Source organism: Brevibacillus sp. SAFN-007a, assembly GCF_051967035.1.
Classification (GTDB): domain Bacteria; phylum Bacillota; class Bacilli; order Brevibacillales; family Brevibacillaceae; genus Brevibacillus.
The window spans coordinates 42,686-63,876 of record NZ_JBQCKK010000019.1 but is presented as its reverse complement, the minus strand read 5'-3'; the positions used below and the strand labels follow the sequence as shown (position 1 = coordinate 63,876).

General features: G+C 52.1%; 23 protein-coding genes and 1 other annotated feature. Of the genes, 22 read left to right on the top strand and 1 reads right to left on the bottom strand.

Going from position 1 to position 21,191, the window contains the following annotated elements:
- Positions 1 to 329: 329 nt before the first annotated feature.
- The 9 genes from ACTHO6_RS17655 (at position 330) to pssA (ending at position 10,435) form a co-directional block, all read left to right on the top strand.
- Positions 330 to 1,460 (top strand): MGDG synthase family glycosyltransferase, encoded by a 1,131-nt coding sequence (locus ACTHO6_RS17655; protein WP_440243054.1) that lies wholly within the window; start codon positions 330 to 332, stop codon positions 1,458 to 1,460.
- Between the two features lie 23 nt (positions 1,461 to 1,483).
- Positions 1,484 to 2,155, top strand: coding sequence for an HAD family hydrolase (locus ACTHO6_RS17650; RefSeq protein WP_440243053.1), 672 nt, complete (start codon positions 1,484 to 1,486; stop codon positions 2,153 to 2,155).
- Between the two features lie 249 nt (positions 2,156 to 2,404).
- Positions 2,405 to 2,869: a CtsR family transcriptional regulator gene (locus ACTHO6_RS17645; RefSeq protein ID WP_440243052.1), complete on the top strand. Its 465-nt coding sequence runs from the start codon at positions 2,405 to 2,407 to the stop codon at positions 2,867 to 2,869.
- A gap of 29 nt (positions 2,870 to 2,898) precedes the next feature.
- Complete coding sequence (locus tag ACTHO6_RS17640) at positions 2,899 to 3,417, top strand: UvrB/UvrC motif-containing protein (protein ID WP_440243051.1); 519 nt, start codon at positions 2,899 to 2,901, stop codon at positions 3,415 to 3,417.
- A gap of 20 nt (positions 3,418 to 3,437) precedes the next feature.
- A complete protein-coding gene (locus ACTHO6_RS17635; protein ID WP_440243050.1) occupies positions 3,438 to 4,508 on the top strand; it encodes a protein arginine kinase in 1,071 nt (356 codons plus the stop codon).
- 70 nt (positions 4,509 to 4,578) lie between these two features.
- On the top strand, positions 4,579 to 7,029 hold the full coding sequence (locus ACTHO6_RS17630) for an ATP-dependent Clp protease ATP-binding subunit (protein ID WP_440243049.1): 2,451 nt from the start codon (positions 4,579 to 4,581) through the stop codon (positions 7,027 to 7,029).
- A 106-nt stretch (positions 7,030 to 7,135) separates the two neighbouring features.
- Complete coding sequence (gene radA, locus ACTHO6_RS17625; protein ID WP_440243048.1) at positions 7,136 to 8,503, top strand: DNA repair protein RadA; 1,368 nt, start codon at positions 7,136 to 7,138, stop codon at positions 8,501 to 8,503.
- A 9-nt stretch (positions 8,504 to 8,512) separates the two neighbouring features.
- Positions 8,513 to 9,589: a DNA integrity scanning diadenylate cyclase DisA gene (gene disA / locus ACTHO6_RS17620; RefSeq protein WP_440243047.1), complete on the top strand. Its 1,077-nt coding sequence runs from the start codon at positions 8,513 to 8,515 to the stop codon at positions 9,587 to 9,589.
- A gap of 117 nt (positions 9,590 to 9,706) precedes the next feature.
- On the top strand, positions 9,707 to 10,435 hold the full coding sequence (gene pssA / locus ACTHO6_RS17615; RefSeq protein ID WP_440243046.1) for a CDP-diacylglycerol--serine O-phosphatidyltransferase: 729 nt from the start codon (positions 9,707 to 9,709) through the stop codon (positions 10,433 to 10,435).
- Positions 10,436 to 10,526: 91 nt separating this feature from the next.
- On the opposite strand, the gene ACTHO6_RS17610 is transcribed toward pssA, so the two are convergent.
- Complete coding sequence (locus tag ACTHO6_RS17610; protein WP_440243045.1) at positions 10,527 to 10,922, bottom strand: DUF1573 domain-containing protein; 396 nt, start codon at positions 10,920 to 10,922, stop codon at positions 10,527 to 10,529.
- A gap of 287 nt (positions 10,923 to 11,209) precedes the next feature.
- Here ACTHO6_RS17610 and ACTHO6_RS17605 point away from each other — a divergent pair, with 287 nt between their 5' ends.
- The 13 genes from ACTHO6_RS17605 (at position 11,210) to nusG (ending at position 21,164) form a co-directional block, all read left to right on the top strand.
- The gene (locus ACTHO6_RS17605; RefSeq protein WP_440243044.1) at positions 11,210 to 12,298 is read left to right on the top strand and encodes a PIN/TRAM domain-containing protein; all 1,089 of its coding nucleotides are present in this window, start codon (positions 11,210 to 11,212) and stop codon (positions 12,296 to 12,298) included.
- 34 nt (positions 12,299 to 12,332) lie between these two features.
- Positions 12,333 to 13,019, top strand: coding sequence for a 2-C-methyl-D-erythritol 4-phosphate cytidylyltransferase (gene ispD, locus ACTHO6_RS17600; protein ID WP_440243043.1), 687 nt, complete (start codon positions 12,333 to 12,335; stop codon positions 13,017 to 13,019).
- A 3-nt stretch (positions 13,020 to 13,022) separates the two neighbouring features.
- Positions 13,023 to 13,496, top strand: a complete 474-nt coding sequence (gene ispF / locus ACTHO6_RS17595) for a 2-C-methyl-D-erythritol 2,4-cyclodiphosphate synthase (RefSeq protein WP_440243042.1) — start codon at positions 13,023 to 13,025, stop codon at positions 13,494 to 13,496.
- Between the two features lie 83 nt (positions 13,497 to 13,579).
- On the top strand, positions 13,580 to 15,046 hold the full coding sequence (gltX, locus tag ACTHO6_RS17590) for a glutamate--tRNA ligase (protein WP_440243041.1): 1,467 nt from the start codon (positions 13,580 to 13,582) through the stop codon (positions 15,044 to 15,046).
- Positions 15,047 to 15,073: 27 nt separating this feature from the next.
- Positions 15,074 to 15,330, top strand: a binding site (T-box leader).
- Between the two features lie 88 nt (positions 15,331 to 15,418).
- Positions 15,419 to 16,084 carry a serine O-acetyltransferase gene (gene cysE / locus ACTHO6_RS17585; protein ID WP_440243040.1) on the top strand — a complete coding sequence of 222 codons (666 nt, stop codon included), beginning with the start codon at positions 15,419 to 15,421 and terminating at the stop codon, positions 16,082 to 16,084.
- Positions 16,065 to 17,471 carry a cysteine--tRNA ligase gene (gene cysS / locus ACTHO6_RS17580; RefSeq protein ID WP_440243039.1) on the top strand — a complete coding sequence of 469 codons (1,407 nt, stop codon included), beginning with the start codon at positions 16,065 to 16,067 and terminating at the stop codon, positions 17,469 to 17,471. Before cysE ends, cysS begins: the two co-directional genes overlap by 20 nt.
- Before the next feature lie 17 nt (positions 17,472 to 17,488).
- Positions 17,489 to 17,890, top strand: a complete 402-nt coding sequence (locus ACTHO6_RS17575; RefSeq protein WP_005828899.1) for a Mini-ribonuclease 3 — start codon at positions 17,489 to 17,491, stop codon at positions 17,888 to 17,890.
- A 2-nt stretch (positions 17,891 to 17,892) separates the two neighbouring features.
- Positions 17,893 to 18,648 (top strand): 23S rRNA (guanosine(2251)-2'-O)-methyltransferase RlmB, encoded by a 756-nt coding sequence (gene rlmB, locus ACTHO6_RS17570; protein ID WP_440243038.1) that lies wholly within the window; start codon positions 17,893 to 17,895, stop codon positions 18,646 to 18,648.
- A gap of 1 nt (position 18,649) precedes the next feature.
- The gene (locus ACTHO6_RS17565) at positions 18,650 to 19,174 is read left to right on the top strand and encodes an NYN domain-containing protein (protein ID WP_440243037.1); all 525 of its coding nucleotides are present in this window, start codon (positions 18,650 to 18,652) and stop codon (positions 19,172 to 19,174) included.
- Between the two features lie 81 nt (positions 19,175 to 19,255).
- A complete protein-coding gene (gene sigH / locus ACTHO6_RS17560) occupies positions 19,256 to 19,906 on the top strand; it encodes an RNA polymerase sporulation sigma factor SigH (protein ID WP_005828894.1) in 651 nt (216 codons plus the stop codon).
- 278 nt (positions 19,907 to 20,184) lie between these two features.
- Positions 20,185 to 20,334 (top strand): 50S ribosomal protein L33, encoded by a 150-nt coding sequence (gene rpmG / locus ACTHO6_RS17555; protein WP_003392018.1) that lies wholly within the window; start codon positions 20,185 to 20,187, stop codon positions 20,332 to 20,334.
- Entirely contained in the window at positions 20,334 to 20,582 is a 249-nt protein-coding gene (gene secE, locus ACTHO6_RS17550) for a preprotein translocase subunit SecE (protein ID WP_005828890.1), read from the top strand. Before rpmG ends, secE begins: the two co-directional genes overlap by 1 nt.
- Positions 20,583 to 20,627: 45 nt before the next feature.
- Positions 20,628 to 21,164 (top strand): transcription termination/antitermination protein NusG, encoded by a 537-nt coding sequence (nusG, locus tag ACTHO6_RS17545; protein ID WP_005828888.1) that lies wholly within the window; start codon positions 20,628 to 20,630, stop codon positions 21,162 to 21,164.
- The last annotated feature ends 27 nt before the right edge of the window (positions 21,165 to 21,191 follow it).

The following is a 21,191-nucleotide window of genomic DNA, read 5'->3' as shown; positions in this document are numbered from 1 at the left end:
GTTGATAGGTTCGGTGTGGAAGCGCGGCAACGCGTGGAGCTGACGAATACTAATCGGTCGAGGACTTATCCACACACTTAGCTACCATGCAGATTCAGTTTTCAGGGAATGAAAGAAGCCTCTTTACCCCACAATGGGTAAGGAGGTTTTTGTTTTAGACGGGAGGCAAGCTTCGTGCTTCACCGCTGTTAGTAAATTTTTTGTCGACAAGTTAGGCCGAATGATCGACAAGTTCCCTCTTGCAGAGCGGTCTCGGGGTAGACTAACATGATAAGGTACCTGATCCAGGCGTTGGAGTAGGCGAGGCAAGGTTATGAAGGAGAATAGGCATGAAAAAAATTCTAATCTTTTCCGCTTCCATCGGTAACGGTCATAATCAGGCAGCGAGAGCGATGCAGGAAAGCCTGGCTGAGAATGGTTGCACGTCCATGATTATTGATACACTGGAATATATCAGCCCCACATTTCACAAAATCTTGTTGGAAAGCTATATGAACCTGTTGAGATTGTCACCCAAAATGTGGGGGAGAATTTACCATAACACCGAAAAAAGCCGTTTTTTTGATATGAACGTCTTGATGAATAAATTATTGGCAAACAAGCTGAAAAAGCTGATTAACAGCGTTCAGCCGGATGCATTTATTGCTACGCATCCTTTTGCCAGTTGCATGCTGTCTGTATTGAAAGGCAGGAATGACTGGACAGAACCGATCTACACGATTATTACGGACTATACCATCCATCCCTCATGGATTAATCACCATATCAATTATTATTTCATTGGGCACGAGCAGCTGTACTATCTGGTGGACATTTATCGACAAGACCACCAAAAATTCATTCCCATGGGAATTCCGATCATGCGCAAATTCCGAATGCCACTTGATGCTAATGAAATCAAGCAAAGGCTTGGACTGGCGCCCGAGCAGAAATGCATCATTCTCTCCGGCGGGGGTCTTGGCCTCGGTTCAATGGAAACCGTTCTGGATGGACTGGAAGCCATTCACCTTCCACTGAAAACGTTTGTGCTGACCGGAACCAATGAAAAGCTGTACAAAAAGGTGATGAACAAAACGTACCGCCATGAAGTGGTTCCCCTCAAATTCATTAACAACTTCCACGAGTATTTGGAAGTTGCCGATTTGATTGTCACCAAATCCGGCGGGTTGACATCTGCCGAAGTGATGAGCAAGAGAGTACCGATGATTATTTACAACCCACTGCCGGGACAGGAAGAGAGGAACAGCCACTTCCTGCTCAATAATGGCTGCGCCGTACACGCCAATTTGTCCGAGCAGCTCATTTACTTTATCGATGAACTGTTGCACAGTCCGTCAAAAGTGGACTACATGCGACGGATGGGACAAAAAATAGCCAAACCGGATGCGGCCCAGCGCATCGCAGAATTTATTCTGGATGACATGAGCATGGCGCAACATACCACATACGAAAAGTCGTAGACCAGGCAGACAGGAGGTAGCGTATGGGAATGCCGTTCGCCATTTTCTTCGATATGGATGGCACGCTGCTACAGACGGAAAAGCTGTCGACACCGGCTTTTTTACGGACGTTTGAGCGTTTGAGAGAAAAAGGCCTGTGGACAGGCAAGACGCCAAGCGAAGAAGAGTTGGTCAATGTACTGGGGATGACCGTCGAGCAGATCTGGAAGAAGCTGCTGCCGGGTGCAAGCGAAGAAGTGGTCCGCGCGGCTGATGCTTGGTTGCTGGAATTCGAAATTGCTTTGCTCCAGGAAAAAGCGACGGATTTGTACCCTGGCGTCAGGGAGACGTTAGAGCAGCTTCATGCCCAGGGGATTCCATTGTTTGTCGCCAGCAACGGGCAAGAAAAGTACATGGAAGCCATCTGCCGGGAGTATGAACTTCAGTCGTTGCTGACGGATGTGTATTCGGCAGGGCGGTTCGGTACGCGTTCAAAAGTGGACCTGGTGGCCAAGCTCATAGCGGATTACGAGATCGAACAGGCGGTCATGGTAGGCGATCGCCATTCCGATGTAGAGGCGGGAGTAAAAAACGGCCTGTTTACGATCGGATGCGACTTCGGCTTCGCCAAGTCAGGCGAACTGGATGGAGCCAATGTCGTGATTACGCAGTTTCCGCAATTACTGGACCATTTGCCGCCAATCGACATTTCATGAAAAAACGGACAGAAACCATTCCTGTAGGGAGTGGTTTTTTCTTTGGAAAAGTCTCGACGTCGCCGGGCGTAAAGGAGTTGCGACGGCCATGCGGCGACGTGTTTTGGATGGTTTCAAGTGCCCGGCTTTTGCCCACACTAGAAAGTGTATCGATTACTTGCAAGGGCGTCATAAACCCATTATAATTAAAGTCAAAGATAGTCAAAGTCAGTGATGAGCACATACACATATGGAATAGGAGGCGATGACTTGCGTAACATCTCGGACATCATTGAACAACACTTAAAAGGCATTTTGACACAAAGTCCCAATGGCTCAATCGAGATCCAGCGTAGTGAGCTTGCCGACTTATTTCAATGTGTACCGTCTCAAATCAACTACGTCATCAATACGCGATTTACGGTACAAAAAGGGTACATTGTAGAGAGCAAGCGTGGAGGCGGCGGCTACATTCGCATTCGCAAGGTGCAGATTGTGAGCAAGGCGCGTTTGCAGGAATTGCTGACCGAAGAGTTGATTGGCGAAAGCATTTCTCAGAGTGTGGGGGACGCGATCATAGAGAGGCTGCAGGAGGAAGGACTGGTCAATGCCAGAGAAGCAGCCCTGATGAAAATTGCAACCTCGCGGAATGTTTTGACGCTGGACTCTGAATTACGGGATCGTTTGCGGGCAAATATTTTAAAGCAGATGATAGCGGCTATCTTGTTAAAGTAAACGAAGCATGTGTGAGGGGGTAGGATGTAATGAACTGTGAGGAATGCGGAAAACGACCGGCGACACTGCATTTGACGAAAATCGTCAATGGCGAAAAAACCGAGTACCATATTTGTGAGCATTGCGCTTCCGAAAAAGGGGACGTCTTTACCGGATTTCACAACTTCAGCATCAACAATCTCCTGTCAGGACTGTTAAAGTTTGATCCCATGCAAAAAAACGGACGCGAGCCTGCTACGAGCAAACCGCTCCGCTGCGAGACGTGCGGACTCACATATGCCCAGTTCAGCAAAAGCGGCCGATTTGGCTGCAGCGATTGCTACACGTTCCTGGGCGACCGGCTCGATCCGCTGTTCCGCCGCATTCACGGCAACACGCAGCATAGCGGCAAGGTTCCGGAACGCACAGGCGGCCAGCTGAAAATCCGCAAAGAGCTGGAGCAGTTAAAACGTGCGTTGCAACATCACGTCGCCAGCGAAGAGTTTGAAAAAGCGGCTGAAATGCGTGATCGCATACGCGCGCTGGAACAAAAAATCGCTCAATCGTAAACAGGGGAGGTCAGCTGGTCATGTCACAAAAGCAGTTTATGCAAAACCCGTGGAGCAATTGGATGAAAGGAGAAGGTCCTGATTCCGATATCGTCATCAGCACACGGCTGCGCATCGCCCGAAACCTGCGCCAGCACCCTTTTCCGTTATTGGCAACCGACTCGCAAGGCGAGGAAGTCGTCCGTAAGGTAACGGAAGTGAGCGAATCTGAGGCCATGCGTCAGCGTCAGCCGCTGCAGGTTCTCCATATGGACCAGATCAATCCTTTGGAGAAACGGGTGCTGGTGGAAAAACATCTCATCAGCCCGCATTTGGCGGAGGAATCCAGAAAAGGCGCTGTGCTCCTGAGCCCTGACGAGTCCGTTAGCATCATGGTCAACGAAGAGGACCATATCCGGATTCAGGTGCTGTTGCCGGGTTTTCGTTTGAATGAAGCATGGGAAATCGGAACCAAAATAGATGATATTTTTGAGAAGCACCTGAACTTTGCGTTCGATGAGACGAGAGGCTACCTCACGAGCTGCCCGACCAACGTCGGTACCGGCATTCGCGCCTCTGTCATGCTGCATCTGCCCGCATTGGTGATGACGCAGCAAATCAGCAGGATTTTGCAGGCAATTAATCAAGTTGGTCTGGTTGTTAGAGGAATTTACGGGGAAGGCAGCGAAGCTCTAGGAAACCTGTTTCAGCTTTCCAACCAGGTCACGCTGGGAATGTCGGAAACCGATATTCTCTCCAACCTCTACGGAGTTGCCAGACAGATTATCGAGCAGGAACGCGTGGCACGTACTTATTTGCTGGAACATACGCGCATATCCTTGGAAGACCGCATTTTCCGCTCTTACGGGATCCTGATGTATGCGCGCACTGTGGATTCCAAGGAAGCAGCCCAACGCCTCTCTGACGTGCGCCTCGGCATTGACCTTGGCATTATCCCTGGCGTATCGCCTCTGGTGATGAACGAATTGCTGGTGACGACTCAGCCGGGATTCTTGCAGCAGCACGCAGGACAAAAGCTCACGCCAGACCAGCGCGATGAAAGAAGGGCGCGGTTGATTCGGGAGAGACTCAGTGCGACGGGTTTGGCTTGATTGACCAGAAATCAGGCTTCAACAGAAGGGAACCAGTAGAGAAAAACACGGCTATACGGAGGTGTACGATATGATGTTTGGACGTTTTACAGAACGAGCACAAAAAGTACTGGCGCTTGCCTTGGAAGAGGCGGTGCGTCTCGGCCACAAGGATATCGGGACGGAACATGTACTGCTGGGACTGATTCGGGAAGGCGAAGGGATTGCTGCCAAGGCATTGCAATCGCTCGGACTTGGCCTCGATAAAATCCAGAGCGAAGTGGAGTCCTTGATCGGACGCGGAACCGAGCAGTCCGGCACGAATTACACCCCAAACTATACACCTCGCGCCAAAAAAGTGATTGAACTGTCCATGGACGAAGCACGGAAGCTGGGCCATACCTATGTGGGAACAGAGCACATTCTGCTTGGTCTGATCCGCGAAGGAGAAGGCATTGCCGCGAGAATCATGAACAATCTCGGCGTCAGCCTGAACAAGGCACGTCAACAAGTGCTGCAACTTTTGGGCAGCTCGGAAATGATGGCGTCGCATCAGCCTTCTGGCGGCAATCCTGCTGCGAACACGCCTACGCTGGACGGATTGGCTCGCGATCTGACGGCAATCGCACGCGATGGCGGACTGGATCCGGTGATCGGCCGTCAAAAAGAAATCGAGCGTGTGATTCAGGTACTGAGCCGTCGCACCAAAAACAACCCTGTGTTGATCGGGGAGCCTGGTGTGGGGAAAACGGCGATCGCAGAAGGTTTGGCGCAAAAAATCGTCAACAACGAAATTCCGGAGACGCTCCGCGACAAGCGCGTCATGACGCTCGATATGGGGACTGTTGTGGCGGGCACCAAATATCGCGGCGAATTTGAAGACCGTCTGAAAAAAATCATGGATGAAATTCGCCAGGCAGGAAACATCATCCTGTTCATTGACGAGCTGCATACATTGATTGGCGCAGGCGGTGCGGAAGGCGCGATTGACGCGTCCAACATCCTGAAGCCGGCCCTTGCTCGCGGCGAGCTGCAATGCGTCGGGGCAACGACACTTGACGAGTACCGCAAATACATCGAAAAAGACGCTGCGCTGGAGCGCCGTTTCCAACCGATTGTGGTGGATGAGCCGACAGCAGAGGACGCGATTCGCATCCTGCATGGTTTGCGCGACCGTTACGAAGCCCACCACCGTGTCAAAATTACCGATGAAGCTATCGAGCAGGCAGTGAAGTTGTCTGACCGTTACATTACCGATCGTTTCCTCCCGGACAAGGCGATTGACCTCATCGACGAGGCGGCGTCCAAGGTGCGCCTGCAATCCTTCACCGTTCCACCGAACCTCAAGGAGCTGGAAGGACGTCTGGAAGAGGTGCGCAAGGAAAAAGACGCCGCCGTGCAATCGCAGGAGTTTGAAGAGGCAGCGGCTCTGCGCGATCAGGAGCAGAAGCTTCGCGAAGAGCTGGATAAAACGAAAAAAGACTGGAAAGAGCGCCAAGGCCAGCTGAACATGGAAGTGACGCCAGAGGACATCGCGACTGTCGTCGCCAGCTGGACGGGAATCCCGGTCCTGAAGCTGAAGGAAGAAGAAACAGAGCGCCTCTTGAAAATGGAAGAGATTTTGCACGATCGCGTCATCGGTCAGGACGAAGCGGTCAAATCCATTTCCCGCGCGATTCGTCGGGCCCGCGCCGGTCTGAAAGACCCGAAACGCCCGATCGGCTCGTTTATTTTCCTCGGCCCGACAGGTGTGGGGAAAACCGAACTGGCTCGCGCTGTGGCTGAGACACTGTTTGGCGACGAGGACGCTATGATCCGCGTGGATATGTCGGAGTACATGGAGAAACACTCCACTGCTCGTCTGGTGGGCGCTCCTCCAGGGTACGTAGGCTTTGACGAAGGCGGCCAGCTGACGGAAAAAGTGCGCCGCAAGCCGTACTCGGTTATCCTGCTGGACGAAATCGAGAAGGCGCACCCGGATGTATTCAACATTTTGCTCCAGGTGCTGGATGACGGTCGCTTGACCGACTCCAAAGGCCGTACGGTAGACTTCCGCAACACCGTCGTCATCATGACCTCCAACGTCGGAGCCAGCATGATTAAGAAAAATACGACACTCGGCTTCACCACCAACGAAACCGAGAAAAAATACCAGGATATGAAGGACAAAGTCATGGATGAGCTGAAAAAGAGCTTCCGTCCGGAATTCCTGAACCGCATCGATGAAGTCATCGTGTTCCATTCCCTGGAGCAGGAGCATATCGAGCAAATCGTGTCGCTGATGACGGATGAGCTGCGCAAGCGTTTGAAAGAACTAAGCATTGATTTCCAATTGACGGAAGATGCCATAAAGCTGCTGGCAAAAGAAGGATTCGATCCGGCGTATGGGGCGCGTCCGCTGCGTCGTGCCATTCAGCGCCATATCGAGGACAAATTGTCGGAAGAACTGCTCAAAGGCAACATCAGCAAAGGCGACACAGTCAACATCGAGACCGAGGATGGCAAGCTGGTCGTCAAACGACTGGAAAAAACAAAATCGTAAGCTGGGCAAAGCATCGAAAGAATGCCTCCTGTTTTAGGAGGTATTCTTTTTTTAGCGGTACCACTATGATAATAGTAGAGAAGAAACTCCGAATGAGGGTGCGATGATGGCAAAGTATAAAACGAAATACGCGTGTCAAGAATGTGGCTATGAATCGCCAAAATGGATGGGAAAATGCCCGGGCTGCAACAGCTGGAATACATTGGTCGAGGAAGTGACGGTCAAAGCGGCACACCGCCACGAAGGGCTGAGCGGCGGCACGCGCCAGTCAGCTATTCCTTTGACGCAAGTAGCCAGCGAAGAAGAGCCGCGCATGGACACGACCATCGGCGAACTGAATCGTGTACTCGGGGGAGGGCTTGTCCCAGGCTCGCTCATTCTGGTTGGCGGCGATCCGGGGATCGGCAAGTCCACGCTGCTGTTGCAAACATCTTTTGCTCTGGCTCATCAGGGGGCCAAAGTATTGTACGTATCCGGGGAGGAATCCGCGAAGCAGATCAAGCTGCGCGCAGATCGGCTGCACATGCAGACGCCCCCGATGTTTGTGTTGGCAGAAAATGATTTGGATTTGATCGAACAGCATATTAATCAAGTAGACCCTCATGTGTTGATTATCGACTCGATCCAGACCGTGTTCCATCCCGCTGTGCAGTCTGCGGCCGGAAGCGTCGCGCAGGTACGCGAGGCGACGGCCCAACTGATGCGGATTGCCAAGGGCAAAGGGATCGCTACTTTTATTGTCGGCCACGTGACCAAAGAAGGCTCGATCGCAGGTCCCCGTATGCTTGAACATATGGTGGACGCGGTTCTCTATTTTGAAGGCGAGCGTCACAATACATTCCGCATTTTGCGCGCTGTGAAAAATCGTTTTGGCTCGACAAACGAGATCGGAATTTTCGAGATGAAGGATCGCGGTCTGGAAGAGGTCGTGAACCCTTCCGAGATTTTTCTGGCGGAACGTCCCTCCGGTGTGGCTGGCTCCACCGTCGTAGCCAGCATGGAGGGCACCCGTCCGGTTCTGGTGGAGCTTCAGGCACTCGTGGCACCGACCAGCTTCGTAACGCCGCGGAGAATGGCTACAGGCGTGGATCACCAGCGTGTGGCGATGATTATGGCTGTCTTGGAAAAGCGCATGGGCATGATGCTGCAGAATCAGGACGCGTACGTCAACGTGGCGGGGGGCGTCCGCCTGGATGAGCCTGCTGTCGATTTGGCGATCGCCGTCAGCATCGCCAGCAGCTTTCGCGATCATGCCACTCATCCGCACGACGTCGTGATCGGGGAGATCGGGCTGACAGGAGAGGTGCGGGGCGTATCGCGCATTGAACAGCGCGTGCGGGAAGCGCACAAGCTCGGCTTTAAGCGCGTGATTATACCGGAGAAAAACATTCGCGGCCTGGACGCGCCAGACGACATTCAGGTGATCGGAGTCAGCAATATTGCAGATGCGTTGAACGAGGTGATAAGGAGGTAAGGGCGGGATATGCAGGAGAATCATAAACGAACTCCGCAGTTCGGCGATGTGCTTCGTTTGGTCGCGCCGGGGACGCAGCTTCGCGAAGGACTCGAAAATGTTTTGCGGGCCAAAACCGGGGGGTTGATCGTCATCGGCTACGGACCGGACATGAAGCAAATCGTCGATGGCGGTTTTTCCATCAATTGCGATTTTTCTCCTGCCCATTTGTATGAATTGGCGAAGATGGATGGGGCGATTATAGTAAGTGAAGACGCCAAACGAATTTTGTACGCCAATACGCAACTGTTCCCGCCTGCTTCCATCCACACCAGCGAGACAGGGACCCGCCATCGGACCGCGCAGCGGACAGCCATCCACACGGGCTACCTGGTCATCGCCATATCCCAGCGGCGCAATGTCATCACGCTGTACCAAGGAAATTTCCGCTACGTGCTGAATGAAATCAGCGTCATTCTCGCCAAAGCGAACCAGGCGGTTTCTACCCTGGAGAAATACAAGGCGGTGCTCGATCAGACCTTGACCAATCTCGGGGCACTGGAATTCGAAGAGCTTGTCACCTTGCATGAAGTGGCATCCGTGTTGCAACGGATCGAGATGGTGCTTCGGATCAAGTCGGAGATTTCCAAGTACATATGTGAGCTGGGGGTAGAAGGCAGGCTCGTCAGCATGCAGTTGGAGGAGCTTGTGTCAAATATTGACGAAGAAGCGCATATGCTCATTCGCGACTACGTCAAAGACGTGGCGCACGCTCCAGACGCCGTATTGCGCGAGATGAACAAGCTAAGCTCCGAGGAGGTGCTGGAGCTGGGGTCTTTCCTGCGTGTTCTCGGCTTTTCCCCGAGCGTCAGTATGCTGGAAGAGTCGGTGTCGCCCAGAGGATACCGGATTTTATACAAAATCCCCAGATTGCCACTTTCTATCATCGCCAATCTGGTAGGACATTTCCATTATTTGCCGAGAATTATGATGGCGACCATTCAGGAATTAGACGAGGTCGAAGGGATTGGCGAGGTTCGCGCCCGGGCGATCAAGGAGGGCCTGAAACGGATTCAGGAACAAGTGTTCATTGACAGGCACATTTAAAGTAGAATAGGATAAAGGCATTATTTGTTATTCAACATTTGCCCAGGGGACTTGGAAGTAACAGCAAGCTGGACAGGATACACTGTCTCCTCTGCAAAAGAAATCAGGAGGTAGTCTATGTTCGTGAAATCGTTGCCGAACATGCTAACCGTAAGCAACTTGTTTCTGGGAGTCTTGGCAATCATACTTGCGTTTCGAGGCGATCAATACGTCGATTACGCGGCGATTACCGTGATTATCGGCATGCTGGCAGACGGGCTGGATGGACGCGTCGCTCGTATGCTGAATGCGCAAAGTGAATTTGGAAAAGAACTCGATTCGCTTTCTGACGTCATTACGTTTGGGATAGCTCCGGCTTTCATCATGTATGTTGTTGTTCTGCAACACTTCGATTTACTGGGAATTTTCGTTACCGCCATCTTCCCGATCTGTGGCGCGCTCCGTCTGGCCCGGTTCAATGTTACGGCCGGAGTTCCGGGGTATTTCATCGGGCTGCCGATCACGGCTGCCGGCGGTGTCTTGGCGACGCTGGCGCTGTATCATCAGATTTTCCATCCGGTACTGCTTGCGGTGAGCATGTTGCTTCTGGCTTTCCTCATGGTATCGAAGGTCAAGTACCCGAACTTCAAGAAGGTCGGGATTCCCAAATCGGCCTACTGGATTACGCCGATCATTATCGCCATTGTCGTAGTGGTTGCGATCAAGTATCCGCAGCAGTTTCCTAAAATCGTCTTCCTGCCGCTTGCCGTCTATGCGCTGTACGGAATAAAAAAAAACGTTGACTTTCTCGTCAAAAAATTACGCAAGCGCAAAAACAAGGAAGAAGAATCGGTGCCATTTGAATAAAGCTGCAAGAAAAAAACCCGCGCTTCGTGTGCGGGTTTTTCGCTTCTGTATGCAACTTTTTTTGACGTTCATTCGTATTACGAGTGGAGAGTTAAGAAAGGTTGAACACGCCCAGCGTATTCAGCCGGTTGGACTCTTTTTGCAAAACGTCCTCCAGCTTGATGTCCGTAATGTTGCACAAGGCGGTCAGGTAAAACAGGTTTTTGCCAAGCTCTGCTGTAACTACGTCGCGACAATGCTCGCATAGCGGGCCGTTAAAGTGAGTGTCCAGGTGGGACTTGTTCTCCTCCAGGTTTTTGCTTGCGTCGTAGGTTTGCTTTTTGGCTACCACTTCAACACAGCCGCATTCGGTGATGGCTTTCGTCAGGGAGCGGTTGATGCGAGATGCCGTTTCCTGAACTTTGGACATGACATCCAGTACGCTTCGATGTCGGATCAAAAGCTCGGATACTTGCGTTTGAAAGTCGTCTACAGTTCGTTTGTCCATATCGATTCACCTCTGCTTTAAGCTGTTTTTATCGTCACAATTTTCGCCCATTGTGTTACTGCCATTATAAGAAGGGAGCCAGGCCGCTGTCAATTTGCCCGGGAAGGAAACGGGTGTTTGATGTTGACGGGAAAATGACAACTATGTTAAAATCTTTGGCTATTTGACAGCGTAAAATCATTTTTGCTATAGTGAGGGAAAGCGATAATGAAGCAATTTCGCGATTTGGAAAGAAACAGGGTTTTACTCATAGGCTTCTGTCTATATTAATAAAAGGAGGTGAAGGCATGGTACGCCGCATAGGAAAAATCTTTTTTGTCTTGGTTGGCGGTGGCTTGGGGTATCAATACGGTACCGAGCTGTTTTCGCTGCTCAACCCGCTGTTGAACTTTGGAGTAGTTGCTGGAGCGCAATATATGGGGGCGGTACTGGGTGCCATTCTGTTCTTCTTTTTGGCTAATCGGCTTTTGGACTACATTTTGAGAGTGGTTCGCTGGGGAGAAGAGACGCTCGTCAAAATGCCGATTGTTGACGTGATGTTCGGAGCGATGGGGTTGATTAGTGGTCTTATTGTTGCCTTTTTATTATTCCTGCCCATCAGTAAAATTCCGATTCCGCTAATAGGTGATCTGTTGCCACTGGTTGTTTCCGGGTTGCTCGGCTACCTGGGCTTCCAGGTAGGTTTTCGCAAGCGGGACGAGATTATGTCGGTTTTCTCGATTGGACGCAAGGATAAGAAAAAGGAACAGGCTACTGCGACGACGAATGTCGAGTACAAGATTTTGGATACGAGCGTCATTATTGACGGACGCATTGCCGATATTTGCCGCACGGGCTTTTTGGAGGGCGTGCTGGTCATACCGGGCTTTGTCCTGGAGGAGCTTCAGCACATCGCGGATTCCTCGGATGTATTGAAGCGCAACCGCGGCCGCCGTGGTCTGGACATCCTCAACAAGATTCAGAAGGAAATGAAAGTCAAGGTGCAGATTTGGGAAGGCGACTTTGAAGAAGTATCCGAAGTGGACAGCAAGCTGATTAAGCTGGCGAAGGTCATGAACGGAAAAGTTGTCACCAACGACTTCAATCTGAACAAGGTATGCGAGCTGCAAGGCGTGGCGGTATTGAACATCAACGATTTGGCCAACGCCGTGAAGCCGGTCGTGTTGCCGGGGGAAGAAATGAACGTGCAGGTCATCAAGGACGGCAAAGAGCACGGTCAGGGCGTGGCTTACCTCGACGACGGCACGATGATCGTCGTGGAAGGCGGACGCGAATACATCGGCAACGACGTGGACGTATTGGTTACCAGCGTGCTGCAAACTTCGGCAGGACGGATGATTTTCGCCAAGCCGAAGCTGTTGGAAAGAGCGCTGTAAGACGAGAAGCGCAAGACGGGAGAGGAAGGAAAACGTGAGTACGGGGGTCGTGATCGTTGCTGCCGGTTCCGGCAAAAGAATGGGCGGTCAACGAAACAAATTGTGGTTGCCGCTGGCAGGAGAGCCGATCTTGGCTCACACCGTTCGCCTGTTCGCTTCCCATCAGGAGATCGACCAGATCGTCCTGGTCGTGAATGAAGCGGATTACGCCGATGTGCTGGCCCTGATTGATGCGGAACAGCTGCAAGTAACCGTCACCCTGGGCGGCGCCGAGCGGCAGGACAGCGTCCGAAACGGCCTGGCATCGCTGGATTCATCCTGTACCTACGTGCTCGTTCACGATGCTGCGCGGCCTTTTGTCACACAGCAGCAAATCAGCGACATGCTCCGGCAGGTGCGGCGCGATCAGGCTACGATCATGGCCGTTCCTGTCAAGGATACGATAAAAGTGGTGGGGGCTACAGGACTTGTGGAGGCTACCCCGGCACGGGAAAGCTTGTGGGCGGTTCAGACCCCACAAGCTTTTCGTATGTCTTTGCTGCGAGAAGCGCATGAGGCGGCACAAAAAGCGGGCAAGCTCGGTACGGATGACGCGATGCTGGTCGAATGGCTGGGGCATCCTGTGTCCGTCATGCAGGGAAGCTATGAGAATATTAAGATTACGACGCCGGATGACCTGTGGCTCGGCGAAGCGATTATGCGTAAGCGAAGGGGAGAGTAATTCATGCGTATTGGTCAAGGATTTGATGTGCATCAACTGGTGGAAGGCCGTCCGTGCATCATCGGCGGCGTCACCATTCCGTATGAAAAAGGCTTGCTGGGCCATTCCGACGCCGACGTGCTGCTGCACGCCATCAGCGACGCAATTCTCGGAGCGATTGGCGAAGGCGACATCGGTCGTCACTTCCCGGATACGGACCCGGCCTTCAAGGGGGCTGACAGCGTCGTTTTGCTGGAGCATGTGTGGAAGCTGGCCAAAGAACGCGGCTATCGCCTGGGCAATGTAGATGCGACGATTATCGCGCAAGCGCCGAAAATGGCTCCGTACATACCGCAAATGCGCGAAGTGATTGCCCGCGTACTGGAGGCAGAGGACGCCTCTCAGGTAAACGTGAAGGCGACGACTTCGGAAAAGCTCGGTTTTACGGGAAGAGGAGAAGGAATCGCGGCCCAGGCTGTCTGCTTGCTTGTCAAGTAAAGGGACTAAGGTGTAACATAAAGCCTTAGAAACGTATTCATGAAGGATCATAGCCTTTTACATTCACAAGGATGGTGCTAAAAATGGCGAAAGAAATCCGCACGCGTTATGCGCCGAGTCCTACGGGGCATTTGCACATCGGCGGTGCGCGAACAGCGCTTTTTAACTATCTGTTTGCCAAACATCACGGCGGTTCGTTTATCGTTCGGATCGAGGATACGGACCAAACGCGCAATAAGGAAAATGCCGATGAAGAGCAAATGAAGAACTTGAAATGGCTCGGAATTGAATGGGAAGAAGGCACCGATGTGGGCGGCCCCTACGGCCCGTATCGTCAAACCGAGAGATTGGACATTTACCGTAAATATATCGATCAACTGCTTGCGGAAGGCAAGGCGTACTACTGTTACGCGACCAAGGAAGAGCTGGATGCCGAGCGCGAAGAACAGTTGGCGCGTGGAGAAACTCCGCGTATTCTGGAGAAGCATCGCCATGTGACAGAAGAGCAGCGCGCGCAATACGAGGCGGAAGGCCGCGTGCCATCCATTCATTTCCTTGTGCCGGATAACCGCGAATACGTAGTCAACGATCTGATCCGCGGCCAGGTGACATTCAACTCCAGCGAAATGGGCGACTTCGTCATTTGCCGTCCGGACGGTATCCCTACCTACAACTTCGCTGTCGTGATCGACGACTACCTGATGAAAATCAGCCACGTCATTCGCGGTGAGGAGCATCTGTCCAACACGCCCCGCCAATTGATGATCTACGAAGCTTTCGGCTGGGAACCACCGGAATTTGCCCACTTGGCGCTCATCCTCAACCAGGATGGCAAAAAAATGTCCAAGCGCGATGAAAGCATTTTGCAATTCATCGAGCAATACCGCGATCTGGGCTTCCTGCCAGAGGCGATCGTGAACTTCCTCGTTCTGTTAGGATGGTCCCCAGGCGGCGAAGAGGAGATTTTCCTCATGAACGATTTGGTCAAGCTGTTCTCCATGGAGCGGGTGAGCAAATCGCCAGCCGTATTCGACGCGACCAAAATGAACTGGATGAACAACTACTACCTGAAACGCCAGCCGCTTGATCTGATTACAGATATGTGCATCCCGCATCTGCAAAAGGCGGGCTTCATCGAAGAAACGCTGTCTGATGAGAGACGGGAGTGGGTGCGCAGCATTGTCGCGCTGTATCAGGAGCAAATGTCCTACTGTGCCCAAATCGTTCCCCTGGCCGCTCTTTTCTTCCTGGACGAAGTGGTGTACGATGAAGAAGCGACCATGGTGCTGAAAGAACCGCAGCTTCCGGAAGTCCTCGCTTCTTTTGTGAAACACCTGTCGGCCCAGGATGCATATAATGTGGATGTCATCAAAGCGGTGCTGAAGGACGTGCAAAAGGAAACGGGCCAAAAAGGGAAGGCGCTGTTCATGCCCATCCGTGTCGGCACAACGGGCCAAGCGCACGGTCGCGACTTGGCGGAGACGTTGTATTTGCTCGGACGCGAAAAAGTATTGGCGCGTGCCCAGCGTGTGATTGCCAATGGAAAATAGCCTGTAAAAAGGGCCAGCGATATAAATGTGAATGCGACGATCAGGAGAAGTACGGCAGGATACACGTTTACAGAGAGGATGGAAAGGTGAGAGCCATCCAGCGTGCCCTGTCCGGAAATGCGCCTGTGAGCAGTGAGCTGAACGTGTCTGACTGTTTGGACGACATCAGTAGGTGCCATCGGTTCCCGCCGTTATCGGGATGTAGAGCGAGGTCGTGCGACTGGCTTTTGGCCGGATGAAAACGATCTAAGCAGAGTGGAACCGCGGTAAACCCCGTCTCTGCCCCTTCTTGATGGAAGGGGTGGAGGCGTTTTTCTTTTTCAGCGAAAAACCAATCCAGCAAAAAATCCAGGCAGGAGGTGCCACCCAACTATGTTCGCACAGATGAAAGATGACATTCGGGCTGTATTTGAAAGAGACCCGGCAGCACGCAGTACATTGGAAGTTGTCATGACCTATTCAGGCTTGCACGCCATATGGGGGCACCGGATTGCCCACAAGCTCTGGAAGGCCAACTGGTGTACACTGGCACGGGTTGTCTCGCAGATTACCCGCTTTTTCACGGGGATCGAAATTCATCCCGGAGCGCGGATCGGCAGAGGGTTGTTTATCGATCACGGCATGGGAGTGGTCATCGGGGAGACATGCGAAATCGGCGACAATGTCACCATCTATCAGGGTGTCACGCTTGGGGGAACCGGCAAGGAAAAAGGCAAGCGCCATCCGACAATCGGCAACGATGTCATTATCGCGACCGGGGCAAAAGTGTTGGGTTCTTTCAAAATTGGCGATAATTCAAAGATAGGGGCTGGCGCCGTCGTCTTGCAGGAAGTGCCGCCCAACTCGACCGTAGTAGGGATTAAAGCGCGCATCGTCATTCAGGATGGCAAACGCGTCAAACACGATCTGGATCACGTCAACATGCCTGACCCGGTTGCAGACACGATTCGTCTGATGCAAAAGGAAATCGATCAATTGCGCAAAGAATTGGAGCTTCTGAGGGAGGATAAAAAAAATCATGGGCATTCAACTGACTAATACGATGACAAGACGAAAGGAACCGTTCGTCACATTGGAGCCGGGCAAGGTGAAGATGTACGTATGCGGTCCGACCGTATACAACTATATTCACATCGGAAACGCCCGTCCGGCCATTGTGTTCGACACGCTTCGCCGTTATCTGAAATACCGCGGCTATGAAGTGACGTTTGTGCAAAACATCACGGATGTGGACGACAAGCTGATTCGGGTGGCGAATCAGGAAGGAACGACAGTCAAGGAAGTGGCCGACCGCTACACCGATGCGTACAATGAGGACCTGCGTGCGTTGAACGTGCTGCCGCCTGACATTCAACCGCGCGTCATGCAGACGATTCCGGAGATCATTTCGTTCGTAGAAGGGCTGATCGAAAAGGGCTACGCCTATGAGAGCGAAGGCGACGTCTATTTCCGCACGGGACGTTTTCAGGAATACGGCAAGCTTTCGCACCAGCCGCTGGACGACTTGCAAGCAGGCGCGCGCGTAGAAATTAACGAGAAAAAAGAGCATCCGCTCGACTTCGCGCTCTGGAAGTCGGCGAAGGAGGGCGAAGTCAGCTGGAACAGCCCGTGGGGCGAGGGTCGACCAGGCTGGCACATCGAATGTTCGGCCATGGCCCTGAAGTTTTTGGGCGAGCAGATCGACATTCACGCAGGCGGATCTGATCTGGTGTTCCCGCACCACGAAAATGAAATCGCCCAGTCCGAGTGCTTTACCGGAAAGGTGTTTGCCCGCTACTGGCTGCACAACGGCATGCTTACCATCGACAACGAGAAAATGTCGAAATCCCTCGGAAACTTTTTGCTCACTCGTGATCTCGTCGAAAAATTTGGCGGCCAGCTGATTCGTTTCTTCATGCTGCAAGGCCACTACCGCAACCCGATCAACTTCAGTGAAGAGCTGCTGGAGCAAGCAGCAAACGGCCTGGAGCGCATCAAAACGGCGTATACGAACCTCTCCCATCGCCTGGAAACGGCAAGGGACGAAGAGCCGAACGGTCAGGCTGGGGAACAAGCGCGCATCCTTGCAGAACTGCGAAAAAGGTTCGTCACCGAAATGGATGACGATTTGAATACAGCCAACGCGATCACGGTGATTTTTGACGTGGTGAAGGAAGCGAACCTGTACGTGCGCCACCAACATGTAGGAGCCAAAGAAGTGCGCGCCTACATGGAGCTGCTCGTGGAATTGACAGACGTTCTCGGGCTTGAGATTGCGGCGGAGCAGGAATTGGTGGACAGCGAGATCGAAGCGCTGATCGCAGAGCGCACAGAGGCGCGCAAAGCGAGAAACTTTGCCCGTTCTGACGAAATCCGCGACCTGCTCGCGGCAAAAGGAATCGTGCTGGAGGACACGCCACAAGGCGTTCGCTGGCGTCGAAAATAAGGGGCCGAAGAAGCTAGATGCAAAAAGAAGAACTGACCCGAGATCCGAACCTGACCAATCCGCTCGTGCTCGCCTTTCTGGGCGATGCGACCTACGCGCATTGCGTGCGGTACCATTTGATCGCCAAGGGGCTGGTTAAACCGAACCAGCTCCACAAGGCGGCCAATCGTTACGTTTCCGCCAAAGCCCAGGCCAACGTACTGCTGGCGTTGATGCCGACTTTGCCGGAGGAAGAGCTGAATGTGGTCAAGCGGGGGCGGAATGCCAAGTCAGGCTCCACCGCCAAAAATGCCGATATTATCGACTACCGGCATGCCACGGCTTTTGAAGCGTTGATTGGGTACCTGTATTTGTGTGGAAAAGAAGAGCGGATCGCAGAAATTGTGCAACAGGCGTTTGCGATTGTGGAAGGAGAGTAAGCATGAGTGAAGAGTGGATTTTGGGGAAAAACCCCGTGATTGAGGCGTTGCGTTCCGGGCGCACGATCAATAAGATCTGGATTGCGGAAGGGACCAACAAAAGCTTGATGGCACCTGTTTTTGCGTTGGCCAAGGAGCAGGGGGTCATTGTGACGACAGCCAACCGCAAAAAGCTGGACCAGCTTGTGTCGACGGACAACCACCAGGGAGTCGTGGCCTCTGTCGCAGCTTACGATTACGTGGAAGTGGACGACATTTTGAAACGGGCCGAGGAAAAGGGCGAGCAGCCGTTTCTTTTGTTGCTGGACGAGCTGGAGGACCCGCACAATCTGGGGTCGATCATGCGTACCGCTGATGCGGTGGGAGCGCATGGCATCGTCATTCCCAAGCGTCGCTCCGTCAGCCTGACAGCGACCGTGGCAAAAGCGTCAGCGGGAGCGATCAACTATGTGCCTGTAGCGCGCGTCACCAATCTGGTGCGCACGATGGAGGAGCTGAAGGAGCGTGGAGTCTGGATTGCGGGAACGGACGCCAGCGCCAAGCAGGACTTCCGGCAGGGCGATTACACCATGCCGCTCGCCGTTGTCATCGGCAGCGAAGGAAAAGGGATGAGTCGTCTCGTGCGGGAAAACTGTGATTTTCTCTACAGCCTCCCCATGGTTGGCCACGTCACCTCCTTGAATGCGTCGGTGGCTGCCGCTTTGCTGATGTATGAAGTATATCGCTCCAGGAGTCCTCTTCCGATGCGGGTGAAGTGAGATGGCAAAACGAAAAGCCAAGCCGCTGTTGATTGTGGACGGCTACAATATCATCGGTGCCTGGCCTGAGCTGCGCCTTCTGAAGGAGCAGGAGCGGATGGACGAGGCGCGCGATCAGTTGATCTCCAAAATGGCGGAATACCAAAGCTATACCGGGACAAAAGTCATCATCGTGTTTGACGCGTATAACGTGCCTGGCATCGGTCGGCAAATGGAAGATTACCTGGTGGAAATCTACTTTACGAAGAAAAAGGAGACGGCTGACGAAAAAATCGAGCAGCTTGTCTCCACGTTTCACCAAAAAAATCGACAAATTTATGTAGCGACCTCGGATTATACGTCCCAGCGGGTTATTTTCGGGCAGGGAGCCTTGCGCAAATCCGCGCGGGAGCTATTGTTGGATATGGAAAATGCCGACAAAGAAATCAAGCAACAGGTCGAAAAAACACGGGAAGAACGGTTCTCCAAACGGATTGCGCTCGATGACGAAATAGCGAAAATATTCGAAAAGTGGAGAAGAGAATAAATTGGATTCGGTTGACGCTATTTTACGGCATCATGTATAATAGCGCTAGCTTGGAGAAACCGGTTGGCGGAGGGATCATTTGTGAGTGTTGACCTCAAGGAGTTAAAACATGCCCAATATGAACTAATGACCGACGAAGAAGTGGTCGACCTGGTTCGCGATAATGATGCCGAAGCTCTGGAATACTTGATTAACAAGTACAAGAACTTTGTGCGTGCCAAAGCAAGATCCTATTTTCTTATTGGGGCTGACCGCGAAGATATCGTACAGGAAGGCATGATCGGTCTGTACAAGTCCATTCGCGACTTCCGAGGGGACAAGCTCACGTCGTTCAAGGCGTTTGCCGAGCTTTGCATTACTCGCCAAATCATCACGGCGATCAAGACGGCGACCAGACAGAAGCACATTCCGCTCAACTCGTACGTTTCGCTGGACAAGCCGATCTATGACGAGGATTCTGACCGGACTCTGCTGGATGTGATTTCGGGCACCAAGGTTACGGACCCGGAGGAATTGTTTATCAATCGCGAAGAGTTCGATGATATCGAAGGCAAGATGAGCGAAATCTTGAGCGATTTGGAGCGGCAGGTCCTGATGCTCTACCTGGATGGGAGATCGTATCAGCAGATTGCCGTCGAGCTGAAGCGGCATGTGAAATCGATCGACAACGCTCTGCAACGCGTCAAACGTAAACTGGAGCGATATTTGGAAGGCAGGGAGATTCATCTGTAGATCAGAGAATCTCTTTTTTATTTTACAAGCCAAGCCTTTTTCAGCAAAATGCTGGCGGACCTCTGGAACAAAATGTTTTCCTGTTGTCAAGCAGCTTTGTTGACATGGGTTTTTCGGTATGATAAATTTATTTAGGTAGCCATAGACTCTTATCTCTCTTTTCTATGGTTACGTGGATAAATGAAATGGTCAGGAAAAAGTAGCGGTTTTCCCGTACTATTTATCATTTGGTACTTTTAGCGAATAGCAGGTTTGAAATGAGATGGAGGTGGCAATAAATGCGAGTAAACATCACGTTGGCGTGCACCGAGTGTGGCGAGCGTAACTATATCTCCACAAAAAACAAGCGCACCACTACTGAACGTGTTGAGCTGAAAAAGTATTGCTCCCGTGACAAGAAGCAAACCCTTCATCGCGAGACGAAGTAATGGTTGATGCGACGAAGTCAGGGGGTGGCAAAGTGGGTTTTTTAGCACGAATCGGAGCCAGTTTTCGCCGTACCGGTGATTTCTTCGGCGACGTCATGTCCGAACTAAAGAAAGTCCGTTGGCCGAATCGTAAGGAGTTGACGACATATACAATCGTTGTTCTCGTTACGGTTGTGCTTCTGGCAATATTCTTCTTCGTCGTTGATTTGGGAATCTCGCGCTTGATCGATTTGATTCTAGGAACGTAATTTTGCAAGTCTTAGGAGGGACGGACGGGTAACGTCCTGGTGGATATGGAAAAAGCATGGTATGTCGTTCATACGTACTCAGGTTACGAAAACAAGGTCAAGACGAACCTAGAGAAGCGCGTCGAGTCGATGGGCATGGAAGACAAGATCTTTCGCGTTCTCGTTCCCACTGAAGAAGAGGTGGAGACCAAGGATGGCAAAAAGCGCACCGTCACGAAAAAAGTGTTTCCTGGATACGTCCTTGTTGAAATGGTGATGACGGACGACTCTTGGTATGTCGTGCGCAACACTCCTGGGGTTACCGGCTTTGTCGGATCCACGGGCGCTGGCTCCAAGCCGACAGCGCTGCGTCCTGAAGAGGCCGATACGATTCTCAAGCAAATGGGGATCGAAATTCCCAAGATCAGAGTCGATTTTGCTCTCCGTGATATGGTGCGCGTCACAGATGGTCCGTTTTCTAATCGCACCGGGGAGATTATCGAGATTCACCCCGACAGACAGAAGGTTCGCGTATTGGTGGACATCTTCGGTCGCGAAACACCGGTAGAGCTAGACTTTACACAAGTTCAAAAATTGGATTAGGATTCAACTTGAAAAGTATCGCGCTAT